The organism is Ottowia flava (assembly GCF_008017535.1).
GTDB lineage: Bacteria > Pseudomonadota > Gammaproteobacteria > Burkholderiales > Burkholderiaceae_C > Ottowia > Ottowia flava.
Window position 1 is genome coordinate 146,685 of the sequence record NZ_VRUA01000007.1, and the last position, 18,122, is coordinate 164,806.

The window sequence follows — 18,122 nt, forward strand, 5'->3', positions numbered from 1 at the left end:
GGGTGCGGCTTTCAAAGTCCGCTCCATGCGCTGCTAGCGATGTGAGGACGGCGGCGCAGACCCCCCACCCCAGGCCTCACGCCCGACCAGAAAGAGAACACACCATGCGCCACTTTCCCTTGCCCGATGCCAGCGCGGTGCTGCGCGCACTGCCAGAGCTGGCGCCACGCCTGCCGGTCCCCGAGCCGCTGCGCTGCACGCTGGAGGGCGCGCTGCACACCGGCCGCCAGGCCAGCGTGTGCCTGCAGCGCGCCAGCTGGTACGTGCTGCTGCTGGGCCTGGTCGCGTTGGCGCCCAGCGTCCATGCGCAGGACGGCAGCACCGCGCCCGCCAAGGCCGAAAGCCCGTACTTCTTCGTCAAAGGCGCGCAGCCCGGCGTGGACGCGCTGCCGCTGAAAAGCACCGACGTGCAGGTCAACATCAGCGGTGTGATCGCCGACGTGGTGGTCACCCAGCGCTACAAGAACGAAGGCACGGTGCCGATCGAGGCCAAGTACCTGTTTCCCGGCTCGACCCGCGCCGCCGTCAATGGCCTGAACGTGCGCATTGGCGAACGCCTGATCGCAGCGAAGATCCGCGAAAAGCAGCAGGCCCAGGTCGAGTACAACGCCGCCAAGAAGGAAGGCAAGACCGCCGCCCTGCTGGAGCAGCACCGCCCCAACGTCTTCCAGATGAACGTGGCCAACATCCTGCCCGGCGACGACGTGCAGGTGGAGCTGCGCTACAACGAATTGCTGGTGCCGACCGACGGCAAATACCAGTTCGTCTTCCCCACCGTGGTCGGCCCGCGCTACGCCGGCATGAGCAAGGAGCCCCCACGCTCCCCTGCTGCGCAAGGTGCGCTGCCCCCCGAGGGGACGATCGCCGCCTTGGGGCGGCCCGGCGGCGGCGGCAACGCGCCCACCGAAGCCAGCAGCGGCCAGGCCTTGCAGCGTGCCGCCGGGTTCCCGGCCCAGCCCGTGCTGCACCAGGGGGAGGTCAGTCCCAGCGCCTTCAACCTGAAGGTGAATCTGGCCAGCCCGATCGGCATCCAGGAAATCCGCTCGCCCAGCCACGCCATCGACACGCAGATCGACGCCGACAGCGCTGCCAAGCAGGCCAGCGTGCGCCTGGCCGACACCAGCTCGCGCGGCGTCAAGGGCAGCAACAACCGCGACTTCATCCTCGACTACCGTTTGAGCGGCAACGGCATCCAGACCGGCGTGCTGCTCCACAAGGGCGAGAAGGAGAATTTCTTCTTGGCCATGGTGCAGCCGCCCAAGGCCGTTGCGCTCAAGGACATTCCGCCGCGCGACTACATCTTCGTGGTCGACATCTCGGGCAGCATGCACGGCTTTCCGCTGGAAACGTCCAAGGCGCTGCTGCGCGAGCTGATCGGCAACCTGCGTGCCAGCGACACCTTCAACGTGATGCTGTTCTCGGGCAGCAACCAGTTCCTGTCGCCGCAGTCGGTGCCCGCCACGTCCGCCAACATCAACGCCGCCATCGCCACCATCGAGAAGATGGGCGGCAGCGGATCGACCGAGCTGCTGCCCGCGCTGCGCCGCGTGTACCAGGCACCGAAGGACCCGGCCGTGTCGCGCAGCATCGTGGTGGTGACGGACGGTTATGTCACCGTCGAATCCGAAGCCTTTGCCCTGGTGCGCAAGCACCTGGGCCAGGCCAACCTGTTTTCCTTCGGCATCGGCGGCTCGGTGAACCGCCACCTGATGGAAGGCCTGGCGCGCGCCGGCATGGGCGAGCCCTTCATCATCACCCGCCCCGACGAGGCCGAGGCCCAGGCCAAGCGTTTCCGCCAGATCATCGCCACGCCCGTGCTGACGCAGGTGAAGGCGCGCTTCGAGGGCCTGGATGTGTACGACGTTGAGCCCGAGCAACTGCCCGACGTGCTGGCCGAGCGCCCCGTGATCGTGTTCGGCAAGTGGCGCGAATCCGCCACCGGCGCCGCGCAGAAGCCGCAGCTGATCGTCGAAGGCCTGACCCCCGGCGGCGCCTACCGCCAGGCCCTGCCGATCGACACGCAAGCCAGCTGGAGCGGCACTGGCGCGCTGCGCCACCTGTGGGCGCGCCACCGCATCGCCGCGCTCAGCGACCAGGAAGCGCTGACCGGCGGTGAAGAGCAGAAGGCCGCTATCACCCGCCTGGGCTTGGACTACAGCCTGCTGACGCAGTACACGAGCTTCATCGCCGTCGACAAGGTGGTGCGCAACCCGGGCGGCAACCAGGCGACGGCCAACCAACCCAGCCCCCTGCCCGAAGGCGTGACCGACAGGGCGGTGGGCGATGCCAGCGCACTCGGCGCCGCCGTGGGCAGCACGCCGGAGCCGGCGACCTGGGCGGCGATGTTGGTGGTGCTCGCGGTGCTGGGCGGGGCCGTGGCGCGGCGACGGACGGATCGGTTCACTGCGTGAACCGATCGGCCGCCGCGCTCACCCCCCTGAGTCGCCTGCGGCGCCTTCCCCCCGCTCTCTCCGCGCTATCGCGCTCCGGGCAGGGGGACAACGCCGAGGGCCGGCGCAGGTCCGGCCCTGGCGTTCGCTGGGCTGACGGGGGCAATCGAAACCGGGTGCCGCCGTTGAGTCGCTTTACTCTCAATTAGATAGCTGCTCGCGCAAGTCCCTCTAGCGCCAGAAGGCCAGAACGCCTGAAATTGATTCTGTTGACGAGAACCACCATGTCCCTTCCTCTCATGCTCCGTCACCCCCGTTTGCAGCCCTGGTCGCTGCGCGTGGACCGCGCCCCGGCGCTGGCCTGGATCGCGCTGCAGACGCTGGCGCTGTGGCCGACCTGGCGCTGGGTGGCGGCGCGCTTGCAGGACGGCTCGGACGACCCGCTGGGCGTGCTCGCCCTGCTGGCGCTGGCCGCGCTGGTGGCGGTGCTGCGGCGCGATTTGCGCTGTGCGCCGCGCCTGGGCTGGTTGATGGCGGCGGGGGTCGGCACGCTGGCGGCGACGCTGCTGCGCGGCGCGGCGCCGGCGCTGGTCACCAGCCTGGTCGCGGTACTGGCCTGGGCCGCAGGTTTGCTCGCCTTCTTACCGGATGCCCGCCGCGGCGCCATGCGCGCCGAGGGCGGCGTGCTGTGGCCGGCGCCGCGCCTGGCCGTGGGGCGGCTGCCGGTGCTGGGGCTGGCCGTGCTGGCGCTGCCGTTGATCGCGTCGCTGCAGTTCTACGCCGGCTACCCGCTGCGCGTGTTGACGGCCGAGGCCAGCCGGTGGCTGCTGGCGCCGTGGTTCGCCGTGGTGCGCGAAGGCAGCAGCCTGAACGTGGGCGGCGTGCTGGTGATCGTGGACGCGCCCTGTTCGGGCGTGCAGATGGCCTGGGCGGGCTACTTCACCGCCTGCGCCGTGGCGCTGTGGGCGGGCCGGCGCGACCGCGACTTTGCGCTGCGCCTGCCGCTGGTCGGCGCTGCCGTGCTGGTTGGCAACGTGCTGCGCAACAGCGTGCTGGTCGCGCTGGAAGCCGGCCCCGGCGCCGCGCCCTGGCTGCACGAAGCGGTGGGCCTGGTGGCGCTGGCCGCGGTGTGCGCGCTGATCGCCTGGGGCATGGGCCGGCGCCCTGCCATTGATCGCGTCTGCTCTTGATTCAGTAGCTGCCCGCGCAGATTGCACTAAGGCCAACGAGGAGTTTGATCATGAAACTGTGGACCAACACCTTCACCCACCGCGTGCTGGGAAAGAGCGCGTTCGGCGCCGCCATGCTGGCCTGTGCGCTGGCCGCGGCCATCGGCCCTGGCACCGACGGCGCGGCGGCCAGCACCGTCGCCAGCGCACCGGCCGAGCTGCCCAACGACTGGGACGGCCAGCCGGTGCGGCCGCTGGCGCTGTCGGCGGTGGAGCAGCGCTTTGCCCAGGCCTTTCCCGGCCACATCGCTCGCCTGACCGACGGCCGCCAGATCGTCGTGCTGCGCGAAGTGCGTCAGCCCACGCGCCTGCTGCACCCGGCGGTGGACTGCTACCGCGCGCTGGGGTACCGGATTGAGGGCGAGCGACTGGAGCGCATGCAGGCCGAATTCAAAGAGCCCGCACCGCGCGCCGACCCGCTTCGGCACACCATCGCCCTGCGCGTCACCGACCGCCTGCCGCTGGTCGACGCCGACGCCGCGCCCGCCGCGTCGCCCACGGACAGCGCCCAGGTCCAGCGCTGCTTCACCGCGCGCAAGGACGGCGTCGCGCTGCGCGTGTGCGAGCAGATCGAAGACGCCGCCGGCCGCCGCTTCGCCGACACCTCGGCCTGGTACTGGGCGGCGGCGTTCGGCCGGTCGCCAGGCCCGTGGCGTGCCGTCACCGTCACGCGGCCCTGGCAGGCCGATGATGCATGAAACAGGCCGTTGGCCCTACAACCATCTGCGCAAGCAGCTTCCGAAGTGATAGCAACAAGTTGGCTGACACCCGCAACGTTTCACCCCCAGGACGCCACCATGGACCCCGCCGCCGCACCTCAACGCACCTCGCCCGACCCGTCCCTCGCGCCGCCGCCGCGCCGCTGGCGCAGCCGTCTGCTGCGCGGCCTGGCCGTCATCGGCCTCACCGCCGCCGTGCTGCTGACCGCGCTGTGGGCGCTGCTGCGCGTCGCGCTCATGCCGCAGACCGGCGAATGGGCGACCGAGCTGGGCCGCGGGCCGCTGGCCTTGCGCGCCGGCGTGCCGCAGCTGGTCTGGCTGGCCACCACGCCGTGGATTGGTGAACGCTTGGACGGCGTGCGCGTTGCCACGCGCCTGGGTCCCGTCACCCTGGGCTGGCGCCCGGCCGGCGCCGAAGGCCCGCAGCCCACGCTGATCCTGCACTGCGAGCCCTGCACGCTGCCGCTGCCCGCCGCCGTGGGGCAGGACACGCTCACCGTGCCCGCCGCGCAACTGGCGCTGGCGCGCGACATTACCGACGCCAACGGTCAGCACCTGCGCGGCAGCCTGCTGCTGGGCGCGCAGGCGCCGGACGGCGACCGCCCCGTGCTGGCCGCGCGCTGGCGCGCCGAACGCGAAGGCCCGGGCTGGCGCGTGCAGCTGAAATGGCAGGACGCGCCGGCGCGCGACTGGGTCACGCTGCTCGGCCCCGACCTGCCCGAACTGGCCAGCGCCCGCATCGACGGCACGCTGGCGCTGTCGGCCGAGCTGACGCTGCCCGGGCGCGCGCTGAAGGTGCAGCCGCAGCTGACCGGCTTCGCCGTGCAAGGCCTGGGCACGGCCGAGTGGGCGCACCTGCGCCCCGCCTGCGGCGCGGCCGTCATGCACGACCCGCGCGGCTGGCTAGCGCGCGCCGTGCTGGCCGCCGAGGACCAGAACTTTTACGAGCACCCCGGCTACGACCTGCCCGCGCTGCTGCACAACTGGCAGGGCAACCAGCGCGCGGGCGCCATCGCCGGCGGCGGCAGCACGATCACGCAGCAACTGGCCAAGCTGATGGTGGCCGGCGGCGACCGCACGCTGCAACGCAAGCTGCGCGAGCTGCTCTACGCCGTCGAAATGGAACAAACCCTGGGCAAGGCGCGCATCCTGCAGCTGTACCTGAACCTAGCGCCCTGGGGCGAATTGGCCGACGGCCCGCCCGCGCGCCGCAGCCTGTGCGGCGCCGAAGCCGCGGCCCAGCATTGGTTTGGCGTGCCCGCGCGCCGCCTCAGCCCGCGCCAGGCCGTCACCCTGGCCGCCATGCTGCGCAACCCCCAACACGAAGCCCAACGCTGGGCCCGCGAAGGCAGCGTCGACCCCGACCGCCTGGCCTGGATCGCCGACCAGACGCGCGGCGTGCCTATCCGCACCCGGCGCGCGCTGGCGGCGCAGCTGGCGGCGGAACGGGACCGGTGGGTGGTGCGCAGTCCGTCGATGGAGCCGGGCCGTGAGCCGAGCGCGGCGGAGGCCGCGTCAGCGGCGCACGCCAGCGACCGTGCGTTGAAGCTGGCGGCGAAGTGACGGTGGCGGGGGCGGCGCGTAGAGCCCGCGCTCGCTCGAGGGCAGCGCGGGCGCGGGACCCAAGGCCCTGCGCGCCGTCGAAGCGCGTTTCGGCCATGAATGGCACGCGGGCCACCCTGTGGCGACGGGGCGCGGATCGCGCGTGTGGGCGTACATGCAGGGCCGGTATCATGGCCCCTCGCCCGCTCCGCGCGGGCCCAGCCTTGACGACCGCGCCTGCCATGACCGAAGACACCGTCGCTGCCGACCCGTCGGACCGCCCCTTGATGCCGCCCGAGCCCGAATCGGGCGGCGGTGCGCTGCGCTGGGTGATCACGGGCGTCGCGGCGGTGCTGCTGGTGGTGGGCGCCTGGCGCGCCTACGAATGGTTCATCGCCGACGTGGCCAAGCGCCGCGCCGTGGCCTCGGGCGCGACGCCTACGCTGCAGGCCCCGCCGGAGGCGCAAGCCCCGCCGGCCGAGCCGCCGCCGGTGGCGGCGGTGCCGCGCACCGTGCAACCGCCCGCGCCGTCGCAGCCCGCCCCGTCGGCCGGTCCTGCCGTGACGGGCCTGGAAGGCGTCAACAAGTGCGTGGTCGATGGGCAGGTGACCTACACCAACACGCCCTGCCCGGCCGGCTCGACCCCCGAGCCGCGCAGCTCCGGCATGGCGGAGGCGGATACCGAGCAGCCTGCGGGCGTGGACGCCAACGGCGTGACCGGCTCGACCGGCGACAGCGGCCCGGCGGTGCGCGTGGCGCGCCCAGCGGTGTTCACGGCGTCGGGGCACGATCCGTCGCAACAGGCGTCGCTGTGCGGATACTGGTCGGCCGAGATCGAGCGCCTGGACTTCGAGTTCCAGCAGCCGCTGCCGCCGCCGGTGCTGGACCAGATTTCCACGCACCTGACCAACTTGCGCGGTCAGTTTGCCGAGGCCAAATGCGGGCCGCTGCCCAAGTCGGCCGAGGACAAGGCTTCTGCGCCGGCCAAGCCGGTGGCGCGCAAGCGGGCGCCGGCCAAGGTGGTGGAAGAGCGCAGCGCCGACTGAGCCTCGGGCTGGCCGGACTGTGACCACTGCGGTCCTTCGCCGCCCCAGGAGACTTTGCCGCGGACGTGCGCGAGGGCACGGTGCGTTCGCTGATGCGACTGCGGGCAATTTGCTAGTATTTAAGTGCATGAGCGGTGCGCGCAAGGTGCAGTTCGCCCGCCTGCCTTGGCAGCGTACACAAAAAAAGCCTGGCGCACCGCAAGAGCGGAGCTACCAGGCAGGGAGCGACGGAGGGCGGGCCGCTCGACTGAGAACCTGAAGGCCGGTGCGGCCCGCCCTGCAGGTCGCAGGGCCGCCGCACGGGCTTTAATGCGCGCTCAGGGGCGCTGCGCCGGGGCGGGCTTGGTGCCGCCGGCAGGGGCTGTGCCCGGTGCCGTGCCGCTGCCGCTCTTGCCGGGCATGGCCGGCTCGAAGCCGGGCGGCAGGCCGTTGGTGGGGGCGCCGGGAGGCGTGCCGCCAACCGCGGGTGCGGCCGCGCCGCCCACAGCCGGGCCCGGCGGGGCGACCTGGGCGCCTGGGTGCAAGCCGCCACTGTGGCCCATGGAGGGCGCTGCTGCGCTGGCCGGTCGCGCGGGTGCGGTGCCGGGGGCGGTCTGCGCCAGTGCGGAGACGCTCCAGGAAAGCGCCGTGGTCATCAGCAAGGCGGCGGGGACGGTGCGCAGGTTGCGTTGGGTCATGTGCGGGGTACCTTTCGGTCGTTGAACACAGGACGCAGTCTGACGGCCAATCGCGTTACATGGCGGGCGAAGATGTTGGCGTTGTAACGGTGTGAATGCGTACTCACTTTACAGGTGGCGAGTGAATGTGAGGCGCCGGTAAAGCGCCGGGCCGACTCCGTGTCGGCCGCAAAATCGGTCACTGCACCGCGCTGCCCCCGGTCTTGCTTCCGCGCCAAAGCCGCCTTTGCAGAGGTCAGCGGGGCCGGGGGGCAGCGGTTTGGCCCCAAGCGACGTTGGCAGCCGGCACCGCCGCGGTTGGCGAAAAAACCTCCTGCGCAGTAAAATACGCAGTTACCTTCACGGGCCCCCAGGGCGCGACAAGGGTGCGGCGACAAGCGCCGCCTGGTGCGATACGGGCCAGGCAGGCGTCAGCGCTCCACCGCGCGTCAGTGACCGGTAGGCGGGCGCGCCGCACCCAGGCGCCGCCACTGCGATGGCCTTGCCCGCAGTCTTCGCCTTTGCGCAGCCGGTTGCTGGCGCACTTGCCCTGTGGCTTCCGTGCCATTCCAGGTGCCATCCGCCGGCGACGGTCAGCGGTTCGCATCCTGCATCACCCTCGCGCTTGTCCGGCCGGCAAGCGTGCCTCAGGTGGCGGGAATGGTGGCAGCGTACGAACAGCACGCCGCGGGGTCCGTGTCACCCATTCGCGAGCGGCGCTGCAAACGCCCAAGGCCGGTGGACGCACCGAGGAATCGAATCAACCATAGGGATCCGTACATGGCCAAGGAAGAACTGATTGAAATGATGGGCATCGTCAACGAAGTGTTGCCCGACACCCGTTTTCGCGTGACGCTGGACAACGGGCACGAGCTGGTGGCGTATTCCGCCGGCAAGATGAAGAAGAACCACATCCGCATCCTGGCGGGTGACCGCGTGACGCTGGAGCTGTCGCCCTACGACCTGACCAAGGGCCGCATCAGCTTCCGCCACCTCGAGCGCCGCAACGACGGCGGTGGCGGTCCGCGCCGCCGCTGATCGGCGCCAAGCGTTGGCGCACCGGGCCTGCCGCCAGGCCCCACGGATGCGCCCGGCGCTGCCGAAACGGCAGGGTTTCGGCACCGCACCGCGTGACGCATCGCGGTGACGGTTTGGGTTGATTTGGCCTGTGGCCCTACAACCACCTGCGCAAACAGCTATTGTATTTGTAGTATTCAGCGATCGCACCCACGCTGTGCGACCGCTGCATGGCATCGTCTGCTACCGTCCGACCATGTGGACTTGGTTGCGCGACAACGGGTGGTGGATCTGGGCGGTGGGCTGTACCACCGGGTTGGTCGTTTGGCGCATGCGCCGATCACCGACGGAAGGCCCGCTCACGGAAGGCCCGCTCCTACGGCGGATCTGGTGGGCGCTGGTGCCCGCATCGGACCCGGACGACCCCCGCCTGCGCCCGATCTCCGCCAAAAGCGCTTGGCTGATCGGCGCCGCTCTGGTGATCGCGTTCCTGGGCTTTCTCCTGCAAGGGCCATAGTGCGGGCTGGAACCCAGCCGGCCGGCAAGCCTTCCGCTCAGCCGCGCTTCGCCCGCCGCTCCCGAACCGCTTTCGCCAGCCCATCGAGCACCGGCACGGTCTGCTCGAAGCTGATGCAGGCGTCGGTCACCGACACGCCGGGCTTCAGTGCCTGACCCTCAACGATGTCCTGCCGCCCTTCCTGCAGGTGGCTTTCAATCATCACGCCCATGATGCGCTCGTCGCCCGCGGCGACCTGCGCGGCCACGTCTTCGGCCACCACGATCTGGCGCGCGTGCTGCTTGCTGCTGTTGGCGTGCGACAGGTCGATCATCACCTGCTCGCGCAGGCCGGCTTTCTTCAGCAGTTCGCAGGCCGCATCGACGTCGGCCTTGGCGTAGTTGGGCGCCTTGCCGCCGCGCAGGATGATGTGGCAGTCGGGGTTGCCGCGCGTGTCGAAAATGGCGGCTTGGCCCATCTTGGTCAGGCCCAGGAAGGCGTGCGGTGATTGCGCCGCCAGCATCGCGTCGGCCGCCACCTTCACGCCGCCGTCGGTGCCGTTCTTGAAGCCCACCGGGCAGCTCAGGCCGCTGGCCAGCTGGCGGTGGCTCTGGCTTTCGGTGGTGCGCGCGCCGATCGCGCCCCAGCTCACCAGGTCGGTCACGAACTGGGGGCTGAGCAGGTCGAGAAATTCGCAGCCCACCGGCAGCCCCAGCGCCGACACGTCCAGGAGCAGACGGCGCGCCATCTGCAGGCCTTCGTTGATGGCGTAGCTGTCGTCCATGTGCGGGTCGTTGATGTAGCCCTTCCAGCCCACGGTGGTGCGCGGCTTTTCGAAGTACACGCGCATCACGGTCAGCAGCTCGCCCGCGTGGCGCTGCGCTTCGGCGCGCAGGCGGCGCGCGTACTCCATGGCCTGCGCGTGGTCGTGGATCGAGCACGGTCCCACCACGACGATCAGCCGGTCGTCCTGCCCGTGCAGCACGCGCGCGATGGCGTGGCGGCTGGCTTCGACCAGGTCCTGCGCCGCTTCGGGCGCGGGCAGCCATTCCTGCAGGATGGCCGGGGTGAGCAGCGGGCGCACGGCGCGGATGCGGCGGCCGTCGGTGCGGGTGGTGTCGAGGGTGCTGGGGGTGTCTTGGGATGCCATTGAGCGATTATCGGTGTTTTGTGCCTCTGTCGCCCGCCCCATCAGCGCTAGCAGCTATCAATTTTGACGATCATCAGGCAAAGGCCCGGCCAGTGCGGCAGTGCGTTGCCGTGTGCGCACCATCGTGATGGCGTCGAAGGGGCAGCGCAGCGCGCACAGCGCACATCCGGTGCAGCCGGCCGCATCGTCCAGCGTCGACGTCTTGCGCCCATCGCTGGCGTGCAGGCTCAGCACGTGCGGATCGCACACGCCGACGCACCAGCCGCAGCCGGTGCAGCGCGCCGGGTCGATCACCGGCAGGGCCTTGCGGGGCGCGCGCGACGCGGGGCGGTAATTGGCCACGACGGCGGGCGCTTCACTGGCCCAGCTGCGGCAGGCGCGCCATCACCTGCGTCAGCAGCTGGCGGCTCTGCTGGATGACCTGGGTGCGCCAGGCCGGCGAGCTGGGGTTGAACATCTCGACGTAGTCGCGCCGGATGCGTTCGCGCTCGGCATCGCTGGCGTAGCCGTGCTGCACGCCCTGGTTTTCCAGCACGCCGATGTGCAGCGACTTGATCGCGCCCAGCGTGCCCTGGCTGTCCATGGTGCCGTACTCGAACACGCCGGGCAGGTGCGTGCCGCCAGCGCGCAAGCTGCCGATCCAGCCGCTGACGTCACCGGTGACGGTGTAGAAGTCCTGCCCCGTGCCCCAGTCGATGGCGTGGCCCTGGAACACCTGCTCCAGCCCCTGGCGCACGCGCGGGTCGGTCGGCGGGTTCAGGAACACGTGCAGGTGCCCGCGCGCGCCGTAGCCGGTGTGCAGATCGAGCGACATCGACAGCGGGTAGGCGTTGACGATGCGCCGCAGCGTGGGCGCCAGCGCTTCCAGCTGCGGCGCCAGCGCGCTGCCACCGTAGTAGATGCCGCGCGGCTCGGCGTACTGGCCCTGCAGCACCGCCTGGCGCAGCGGCGCCATGCCGTGCTGCGCCAGCATGCCCAGTGCGCGCAGCAGGAAGAAGCGGTGCGCGGGGGCGCCGGTGTCGGCCACGTCGCGGGGGTTGATCAGCGGGTCGACCAGCGGGTAGCCGGCGTTGTCGCTCAGGTACAGCGCGGCGCTGGCGGCGGCGTTGCGGTTCAGGTCGACGTTCTGCTCGGTCACGCGGCGCTGGCGGGCAAAGCCGTAGGGGTTCATGCCGTGCAGCAGCAGCACGCCGGTGTCGGCCAGTGCCGCGGAGGTCATGAATTCGTCCATGAACAGGCGCGTGACCGCGCTGCCGGCCGGCCCTTCCACGCCGTGCGTGCCCGACAGCAGGATCAACAGCCGCCGCGGTTCGCGCTGCGCGGGCACGTAGACGCCGTCCACCGTCAGGCCCGGCACCTGCGCGCTGGCCACCGGGATGCGCAGCTGCTCCACCCCGCCAAAGCGCCGGGCCAGCGCGTCGGCCTTGTGCACGAAGGCTTCGCGCGCGGGCGCGTAGTCGTTGATGAAGTAGGCCAGCGCCCCGGCGTCGGGCGGCACGGCGGGGTCGGGCGCGGTGTAGCTGGCAAAGCGCCACATCGCCCAGGCCGTGACCAGGGCGAGCAGCGCCGCCAGTGTCAGCAGCGTCCGGGACAGCCATCGAAGCAGCATGGTGCGCAGCGCCAGGTGGGGGCGCGCGGCGTGCGGTGCCGGCGCGCGGGTCAAGGTGCTGCGTATGATGCCCGAGATGTCTGACACCATCGCCCGCCTGCTGCGTATCCATGGCCGCGTCCAGGGCGTGTACTACCGCGCCAGCACGGTGCAGCAGGCCGAGCGCCTGGGCGTGCACGGCTGGGTGCGCAACCGCGCCGACGGCAGCGTTGAGGCGCTGGTGCAAGGTACGCCGGACGCCGTGCAGGCGCTGATCGACTGGGCGCACCAAGGCCCGGCGCGCGCGCAGGTGGAGCGGGTCGAGGTGAGCGAGGCGCCCGCCGAGGCGGTGCCCGGCTTCACCCAGGCCGGCACGGTTTAGAGCAGCCCCCAACGATCGGGAGGCGAACGAAGCCCTGACACGCGCGCGGGCATCGTCTGCGGGGGCGGCAAAACGGGCGGCGGCGCCCAAGAATGTGGTTTTGGCACACCGGCACGGAGGCCAACGCCATGTCCGACACCGCATCCGTTCACCTGCACCGCGTGCTCAGCGCGCCGCCCGAGCGCGTTTACCGCGCCTTCCTGTCGCCCGAGGCCTGGGCCAAGTGGCTGCCGCCGCACGGCTTCACTGGCCAGGTGCAGGAGATGGCCGCCGAGGTCGGTGGCCGCTACCACATGAGCTTCACCAACCTCACCACCGGCCACAGCCACGGCTTTGGTGGCGAGTACCTGGAGCTGGTGCCCGAGCAGCGCCTGCGCTACACCGCGCGCTTTGATGACGCCAACCTGCCCGGGCAGATGCAGACCACGGTGACGCTGGCCAAGGTGTCGGTCGGCACCGACGTGCGCATCGTGCAGGAAGGCATACCCAGCGTGATCCCGATCGAGGCCTGCTACCTCGGTTGGCAGCAGTCGCTGCAGCTGTTGGCGCTGCTGGTGGAGCCGGAAATTCGCGAGTAGCGCCGCTGCTAAGGGCCAGCGACCCCAGGCCCGCGGCGCGACCGTCACGCGGGGGAGAGCACTGATTGATAAAGAAATCGGCCGTCGGCCGTACGGCTGCCTGCGCAAGCAGCTATTGAATCGATAGTATATTGGGCTGCGCGCGGTCGTAGCCAGGACCGCTTTGGCCTTACAGCGTGCGCCCCAGCGGCGCCACGCCAATCCAGGCCGCGTGCAGCCAGAAGGCGAACACCGCCCACGCCACCGCGCCCACCACCACGGCGATCAGCGTGCCGGCCAGCGTGCCCGGCGCGTACACGGTGCCCAGCGCGCGGTCGCGCTGGCGCGCGGCGCGAAAGTCCAGCACCGCCCACAGCAGGAAGGCGCCAAAGAGCACCATGTCGGCCAGCTTGCCCGTGGCCAGCAGGTGGCCAAAGGCCCACAGCTTCACGCCCAGCACCATCGGGTGGTGCAGCTTGGCGCGGATCTGGTTGCGCGGCACGTAGGCGGCCGCCAGGAAGACGAAGGCCACCAGGGTGAACAGCGAATTCAGGTGCTTCATCATCACCGGCGGCGACCACACCACCACCGGCTGCTGCCGCGCCAGGCCGTAGCCCCAGACGATCAGCCCGAAGCCGATCAACGACACCACCGAATACGCCGCCTTCCAGCCCTTGTCGCCCAGGCTGGCGATGGTGCGCGTGCGCCAGCCGTCGGCAAAGATGCGCACCGAATGCGCGCCCAGGAACAGCACGAGGCCAAGAATGAGTACGGTCATGTGGGGCTGGGCTGCGTCGGGGTGGCAGCCTGATCGAGGGAGGTGAGCCGATTATGGGCGGATCACGCGCCTGAGGGCGTGTTCGCGCGCGCGTAATGGGCCAGCAGCCCACAGCTGGGACAACGCCAGCTTTCCACCGGCAGGCGCAAGCGCCCGTCGAGCGCCAGGCCCTGCCAGAAACTGGGGGCCGGCGCTCCCTCGATCCATTCGGCCACGCGGCCCTGATCGTTGTAGCCGCGGTCCAGCAGGAAGCCGCTTTGCATGGGTACCTGGCAGGCCGTGCAGGCGGGTGGCACAGGCGGTGCACTCATGGGGCCGACGCGCGCCGTTGCGCTTGCAGCCTCCGCTGGAAGGCGCCGAGCGCGGCCGAGCCGGCGCCGATTTCCAGATCCGGCTCTCCGTTGGCGCGCAGCCGCGTGGCGGCCACCGGCACGGCGGCGTGCTCCAGCAGATCGTCGGCACTGGCGCTGGGGGCGCCTTGCGCGGGCGCCAGCAGCGGATAGATGTTGAAGCGCACCCAGCGCTGGCCGGCGGTCGCATCGGGGCCGGGCAGCGCTGCTGTCGGCTGGGCTACGCCCGCCCCACGTGCTGCGCTGCGCAACAGCTGGAGCACCAGGTCGCGGTGCGCGGCCTCGTCGCCAGAGGTCGCGCGCAGCCCGGACTGCAGAGCGCCGACCAGGTAGCCCAGTGCGACCGCGTGCGTGTAGGCAGGTGTGCCGTCGTCGGCCAACGGGCCATCCGAGAAATGCCGGACCGCGTCTTCGCGCAGGTCGGCGCCCAGCGCCAGCTGCGCCAGCACGCGGGCCATCGGGTCGACGTTGCGGCTTTTCCAGTGGGCCCGGGCCCAGTGCGCCAGTGCGTGGGCCTGGGTGGGGTCCGACGACTGTGCCAGCGCCAGCACGGCGTGCGGCGCGTCAGTGTTCAGCGCGGCGGCCAAGGCGGGATCGGTGGGCGTGTCGTTAGGTTGCATCGGTGTCGGGTGGGCAGCGGCCGGCGCGCCCGAAGCGGGCGTTGCGATGACCGCACTGGCACCGGCCTCGCCCGCGCCTTGGTCCGAGCAGGCCGCCAGGCCCGTCAGAGCCAGCAGCGTGGTTGCCAGACCCAGTTCGCGAAAGTGCCGGCCGAGCGCCGCGCAAAAAGCCATCGGCGTGACCGTAGCACAGCCAGCGTTCAAGGTCGTGACATTCGACGTCGCAGCGCGCCGCCGTCGCCCGAGGCCACGGCGCGGCCCCGGGGCACTGGCTGGTATCAGGGCTTGGCCTTGTTGGCCACGAGGTTCCACGTGTCCTCGAAGGCAGAGCGCGACGCGCTGCCGTTGGCCACTTCACGGTCGACTTCGCCATTGGGACGCACTTCGCCGGCCGTAACCGGTTGCATTGCCCAGAACATCTTGTCTTCTGCCCCGAGTTGCGACGAGATGGCTTGCTCGTACGCCAACTTGACCGCAAAGCCCGTCCACTCCTTGAGCACCGAGGCACCCATGCCCACCGGCCGTGGCGAGACCTTGTCGATGATCGACAGGCCGCTCTTGATCACTGCGTTGGTCAGCTCGGCCTGCTTGGCCGCGTCGCTGGAGATGGAGCGCGTGGCGGCGTTCATGGCCCCAGCGAAGTAGCCAAGTCGCTCGGCGTTGATGTAGCGGTCCGTGCCGTCGGGCGCCTTGGTGGTGGCGCCGAAGTTCTGGATTGGGTCGCCCTTCAGGTCGTTGCCGAGGGACAGGCGCGCCTGCACCGCGCCCAGCTGGTCGAACTCGCTCGCGTTCAGGGCCGACTTGGCGTAGGTGGCCAGCGCCGAGCCATCGCGTGTCTCGGCATTGGAGGCCAGCTCGCCCACCACGCCGTTGACATCGCTCATCAGCAGGCTGTGCATGCCGGCCCGCATGGCGGCGGTGTCGGCCAGCACCGGGGCGAAAAGGTTGCCGGACTCGGCGTCCTTCAGCACGTTCGCGCCTGCGGCGAACACGCGGGCTTTCAGGTCGGCGTTATCGGTCTTGCCTGCCACCTCCATCAGCCGCTGGAAGGTGGCGGTGTCGTAGTGGCTCGACACCGAGGAGCCGCCCATCGACGAGGTGGTGATCATCGTCGGGTCGGCAGCGGCGTTGACCACGGCATTGAGTTGCTCCGACGTGAGCGATTCCAGGGCGTTGCGCGCAGCGGTGGGGCTGTTGCCCATCGTGGCTATCACCTCCGCCACGGCGCGCGCCTGCGGGTCGGACATTTGTGTCATCGTGGTGCCGAACGAGCTGCCGGTGACCCGCGCCTGATCCGTCAGCGCGCCATTGGCACTCAAGGCCTTGATGTATTCCTGCTTGGTGTTGGTGGACGCGTGGCGACCCACCGCTGCGCCCAGCGCCGCGACATCGTCGGACGAGTCGAGCTTGCCCAGCCCCATGCCTTGCTGGGTGTTGTCGAAGGCCGTGGTCAACCGCGCCAACTGCGCGCCGTCGAGCTGCCTGGCCATGGTGTCGAAAAACGCGGTCTTTTCCTCTTTATTGAGGCCGCCACCGACCCAGCTGCCATCGTTGACCTCGTTGGCCAGATGCCGCAACTCGTCGTCCGACAGCGTGTTCACCACCGCGTTCGCTTCCGCACGGGGCAGGCCGGAGATGGTGTTTTGAACGGACTTGACGTCATCTGCGCCCACGGGATTGAGAAAGCCGGAGCGCATGCGCTCGCGAATATCCGAGACCGCCCGGTCGACCCGAGCCGGGTCGACGGAGGGAGCGGGTGCACCGCCGGGTGCCTGCGGCCCCTGACCGGGCGCGTGTGGCCCCATCGTCGGCGGGACTGGAAAGACGGGCGGGCCCTGAGGTGGAACGGTGGGCGGTACCGGCGTGGGCGCAGGTGCTGGTGTGGGCGCAGGTGCTGGTGTGGGCGCAGGTGCTGGTGTGGGCGCAGGTGCTGGTGTGGGCGCAGGTGCTGGTGTGGGCGCAGGTGCTGGCGTGGGCGCAGGTGCTGGCGTGGGCGCAGGCGCTGGCGTGGGTGTAGGCGCCGGTGTGGGTGTAGGCGCCGGTGTGGGTGTAGGCGCCGGTGCTTGAGGGGCCGAGGGGAGTCGAATCTGGTCGCCCTGGAAGATGGCATCGGCATCCCAGGTACCTGGCTGGCCACGCCCGAAGTCGATGCCGTTGCCCACGCTGTTGGGGTCAAACTGAGGATTGGCGTCCAGCAGCTGCTGCAAGGTCACGCCATGTCGGCGTGCGATGTCACTGAGCGTGTCGCCGTCTTGCACGGTGTACTGTTGCTCGTAACCGGGCGTGGCAGACGGGATGGTCATCCCATTGTTTGGCGCCTGTGGCGCGCCATGGGGCGACCTGGCGGGTGGAGCGCCTGGCCCCACCTGTGGTGGCGCACTGACTGGCGGCGGGGATTGGGTGGGCTGAACGGGACCAGACACGATGCAAAACTCCTGAGGGGTGGTGCGCCGTGTGGGCGCCTTCGCCAGGCCACGCAATGCAACCCGGAACACGGCAAACTCTAGGGAGGGAGAGGTGTCCTGAAAAGTCGTGCCGTTCCCATTGGGAAGACTACCTAGTCATATTTTTGTCATATGTCAACTGCGGATATTCCCCATTTTTCGGGGGCCATGGTCTCATTGATCGGTGCCCCGACCGATGTGGGCGCCGGCGAGCGCGGCGCCAGCATGGGCCCGGAAGCGCTGCGCGTGGCCGGCATCACCGAAGCCCTGCGCGCGCAAGGCGTTCAGGTCCACGACGCGGGGAATGTGAGTGGACCGCCCAACCCCTGGCAGCCGCCTGTCGACGGCTTTCGCCACCTGCCCGAAGTCGTGGCCTGGAACCGCGCCGTGCACACCGCCGTGCTGGCAGAGCTGCAGGCAGGCCGCCTGCCCGTGCTGATGGGCGGCGACCACTGCCTGGCCATGGGCAGCATCAGCGCGGTGGCGCGTCACTGCGCGGACCGCGGCGCGCCGCTGCGCGTGCTGTGGTTCGACGCGCACGCCGACTTCAACACCGCCGCGCTCACCCCCAGCGGCAACCTGCACGGCATGCCGGTGGCCAGCCTGTGCGGCGACGGGCCGTCTGAACTGGTCGCGCTCGGCGGCTTTTCCGCCGCGCACCCCGCGCTGCGCCCGCAGGACCTGCGCCAGATCGGCATCCGCAGCGTGGATGCGGGCGAAAAGCAGCTGGTGCATGCGGCGGGCATCGAGGTGTTCGACATGCGCTACATCGACGAACACGGCATGCGTGCCACCATGGACCGCGCCCTGGCCGGCATGGCGCCGGGCACGCACCTGCACGTCAGCCTGGATGTGGACTTTCTCGACCCCGAGATCGCCCCCGGCGTCGCCACCACCATCCGCGGCGGTCCCACCTACCGCGAAGCGCAGCTGTGCATGGAAATGGTGGCCGACACCGGCCGCATGTCGTCGCTCGACATCGTCGAAATCAACCCCGCCTTCGACACCCACAACCGCACGGCCGAACTGGCGGTGGATCTGGTGGAAAGCCTGTTCGGCAAGAGCACGCTGATGCGGGTGCGGCGCTAGGTGTAGTTTCTCAACACGTTGTTCCCGTCGAATGCGAGTCGCGTGATGGGAGGCAGGTGTTCGGTGGCT

At 70.4% G+C, this 18,122-nt stretch carries 19 protein-coding genes; 11 read left to right on the top strand and 8 right to left on the bottom strand.

All coding sequences use genetic code 11. From position 1 onward, the window contains the following. The first annotated feature begins 104 nt into the window (after positions 1-104). The 5 genes from FVQ98_RS09655 to FVQ98_RS09675 all read left to right on the top strand — a co-directional run bounded on the left by FVQ98_RS09655 (position 105) and on the right by FVQ98_RS09675 (position 6,926). Positions 105-2,411: a VIT domain-containing protein gene (locus FVQ98_RS09655; protein WP_147913220.1), complete on the top strand. Its 2,307-nt coding sequence runs from the start codon at positions 105-107 to the stop codon at positions 2,409-2,411. A 263-nt stretch (positions 2,412-2,674) separates the two neighbouring features. After that, the gene (gene xrtQ, locus FVQ98_RS09660; RefSeq protein WP_147913221.1) at positions 2,675-3,580 is read left to right on the top strand and encodes an exosortase Q; all 906 of its coding nucleotides are present in this window, start codon (positions 2,675-2,677) and stop codon (positions 3,578-3,580) included. Between the two features lie 50 nt (positions 3,581-3,630). Next, the gene (locus tag FVQ98_RS09665; RefSeq protein ID WP_147913222.1) at positions 3,631-4,317 is read left to right on the top strand and encodes a hypothetical protein; all 687 of its coding nucleotides are present in this window, start codon (positions 3,631-3,633) and stop codon (positions 4,315-4,317) included. 99 nt (positions 4,318-4,416) lie between these two features. Then, positions 4,417-5,901, top strand: a complete 1,485-nt coding sequence (locus tag FVQ98_RS09670) for a biosynthetic peptidoglycan transglycosylase (RefSeq protein WP_147913223.1) — start codon at positions 4,417-4,419, stop codon at positions 5,899-5,901. 221 nt (positions 5,902-6,122) lie between these two features. After that, entirely contained in the window at positions 6,123-6,926 is an 804-nt protein-coding gene (locus FVQ98_RS09675) for a hypothetical protein (RefSeq protein ID WP_147913224.1), read from the top strand. A 317-nt stretch (positions 6,927-7,243) separates the two neighbouring features. Here FVQ98_RS09675 and FVQ98_RS09680 read toward each other — a convergent pair whose 3' ends face one another. Then, positions 7,244-7,603 (bottom strand): hypothetical protein, encoded by a 360-nt coding sequence (locus tag FVQ98_RS09680; RefSeq protein ID WP_147913225.1) that lies wholly within the window; start codon positions 7,601-7,603, stop codon positions 7,244-7,246. A 759-nt stretch (positions 7,604-8,362) separates the two neighbouring features. On the opposite strand from FVQ98_RS09680, the gene infA reads away from it, so the two are divergent. Together infA and FVQ98_RS09690 are read left to right on the top strand one after the other, a co-directional pair. Continuing rightward, a complete protein-coding gene (infA, locus tag FVQ98_RS09685) occupies positions 8,363-8,620 on the top strand; it encodes a translation initiation factor IF-1 (RefSeq protein ID WP_147913226.1) in 258 nt (85 codons plus the stop codon). Between the two features lie 235 nt (positions 8,621-8,855). Continuing rightward, positions 8,856-9,116, top strand: coding sequence for a hypothetical protein (locus tag FVQ98_RS09690; protein WP_147913227.1), 261 nt, complete (start codon positions 8,856-8,858; stop codon positions 9,114-9,116). Positions 9,117-9,153: 37 nt separating this feature from the next. On the opposite strand, the gene FVQ98_RS09695 is transcribed toward FVQ98_RS09690, so the two are convergent. The 3 genes from FVQ98_RS09695 to FVQ98_RS09705 are packed head-to-tail and all read right to left on the bottom strand — an operon-like array spanning position 9,154 to position 11,908. Next, positions 9,154-10,245, bottom strand: coding sequence for a 3-deoxy-7-phosphoheptulonate synthase (locus FVQ98_RS09695; protein ID WP_147913228.1), 1,092 nt, complete (start codon positions 10,243-10,245; stop codon positions 9,154-9,156). 57 nt (positions 10,246-10,302) lie between these two features. Beyond that, the gene (locus FVQ98_RS09700; protein WP_147913229.1) at positions 10,303-10,587 is read right to left on the bottom strand and encodes a 4Fe-4S binding protein; all 285 of its coding nucleotides are present in this window, start codon (positions 10,585-10,587) and stop codon (positions 10,303-10,305) included. A 13-nt stretch (positions 10,588-10,600) separates the two neighbouring features. Continuing rightward, positions 10,601-11,908: a M14 family metallopeptidase gene (locus FVQ98_RS09705; protein ID WP_187265687.1), complete on the bottom strand. Its 1,308-nt coding sequence runs from the start codon at positions 11,906-11,908 to the stop codon at positions 10,601-10,603. A 22-nt stretch (positions 11,909-11,930) separates the two neighbouring features. On the opposite strand from FVQ98_RS09705, the gene FVQ98_RS09710 reads away from it, so the two are divergent. Both FVQ98_RS09710 and FVQ98_RS09715 read left to right on the top strand, forming a co-directional pair. Continuing rightward, the gene (locus FVQ98_RS09710; protein ID WP_370512938.1) at positions 11,931-12,215 is read left to right on the top strand and encodes an acylphosphatase; all 285 of its coding nucleotides are present in this window, start codon (positions 11,931-11,933) and stop codon (positions 12,213-12,215) included. A gap of 128 nt (positions 12,216-12,343) precedes the next feature. Then, positions 12,344-12,793 (top strand): SRPBCC family protein, encoded by a 450-nt coding sequence (locus tag FVQ98_RS09715; protein WP_147913232.1) that lies wholly within the window; start codon positions 12,344-12,346, stop codon positions 12,791-12,793. Positions 12,794-12,962: 169 nt separating this feature from the next. Here the strand turns inward: FVQ98_RS09715 and FVQ98_RS09720 are convergent, their stop codons facing one another. The 4 genes from FVQ98_RS09720 to FVQ98_RS09735 form a co-directional block, all read right to left on the bottom strand. Continuing rightward, a complete protein-coding gene (locus tag FVQ98_RS09720; protein ID WP_147913233.1) occupies positions 12,963-13,550 on the bottom strand; it encodes an NnrU family protein in 588 nt (195 codons plus the stop codon). A 62-nt stretch (positions 13,551-13,612) separates the two neighbouring features. Beyond that, positions 13,613-13,861, bottom strand: a complete 249-nt coding sequence (locus tag FVQ98_RS09725; RefSeq protein ID WP_147913234.1) for a hypothetical protein — start codon at positions 13,859-13,861, stop codon at positions 13,613-13,615. Then, the gene (locus tag FVQ98_RS09730) at positions 13,858-14,724 is read right to left on the bottom strand and encodes a hypothetical protein (protein WP_147913235.1); all 867 of its coding nucleotides are present in this window, start codon (positions 14,722-14,724) and stop codon (positions 13,858-13,860) included. The genes FVQ98_RS09725 and FVQ98_RS09730 overlap by 4 nt, the downstream gene beginning before the upstream one ends. 74 nt (positions 14,725-14,798) lie before the next feature. Continuing rightward, on the bottom strand, positions 14,799-16,217 hold the full coding sequence (locus FVQ98_RS09735) for a hypothetical protein (protein WP_255507718.1): 1,419 nt from the start codon (positions 16,215-16,217) through the stop codon (positions 14,799-14,801). A 143-nt stretch (positions 16,218-16,360) separates the two neighbouring features. Here FVQ98_RS09735 and FVQ98_RS20100 point away from each other — a divergent pair, with 143 nt between their 5' ends. Together FVQ98_RS20100 and rocF are read left to right on the top strand one after the other, a co-directional pair. Next, positions 16,361-16,537, top strand: coding sequence for a hypothetical protein (locus tag FVQ98_RS20100; protein ID WP_255507719.1), 177 nt, complete (start codon positions 16,361-16,363; stop codon positions 16,535-16,537). A 595-nt stretch (positions 16,538-17,132) separates the two neighbouring features. After that, on the top strand, positions 17,133-18,053 hold the full coding sequence (gene rocF / locus FVQ98_RS09740) for an arginase (RefSeq protein ID WP_147913237.1): 921 nt from the start codon (positions 17,133-17,135) through the stop codon (positions 18,051-18,053). The last annotated feature ends 69 nt before the right edge of the window (positions 18,054-18,122 follow it).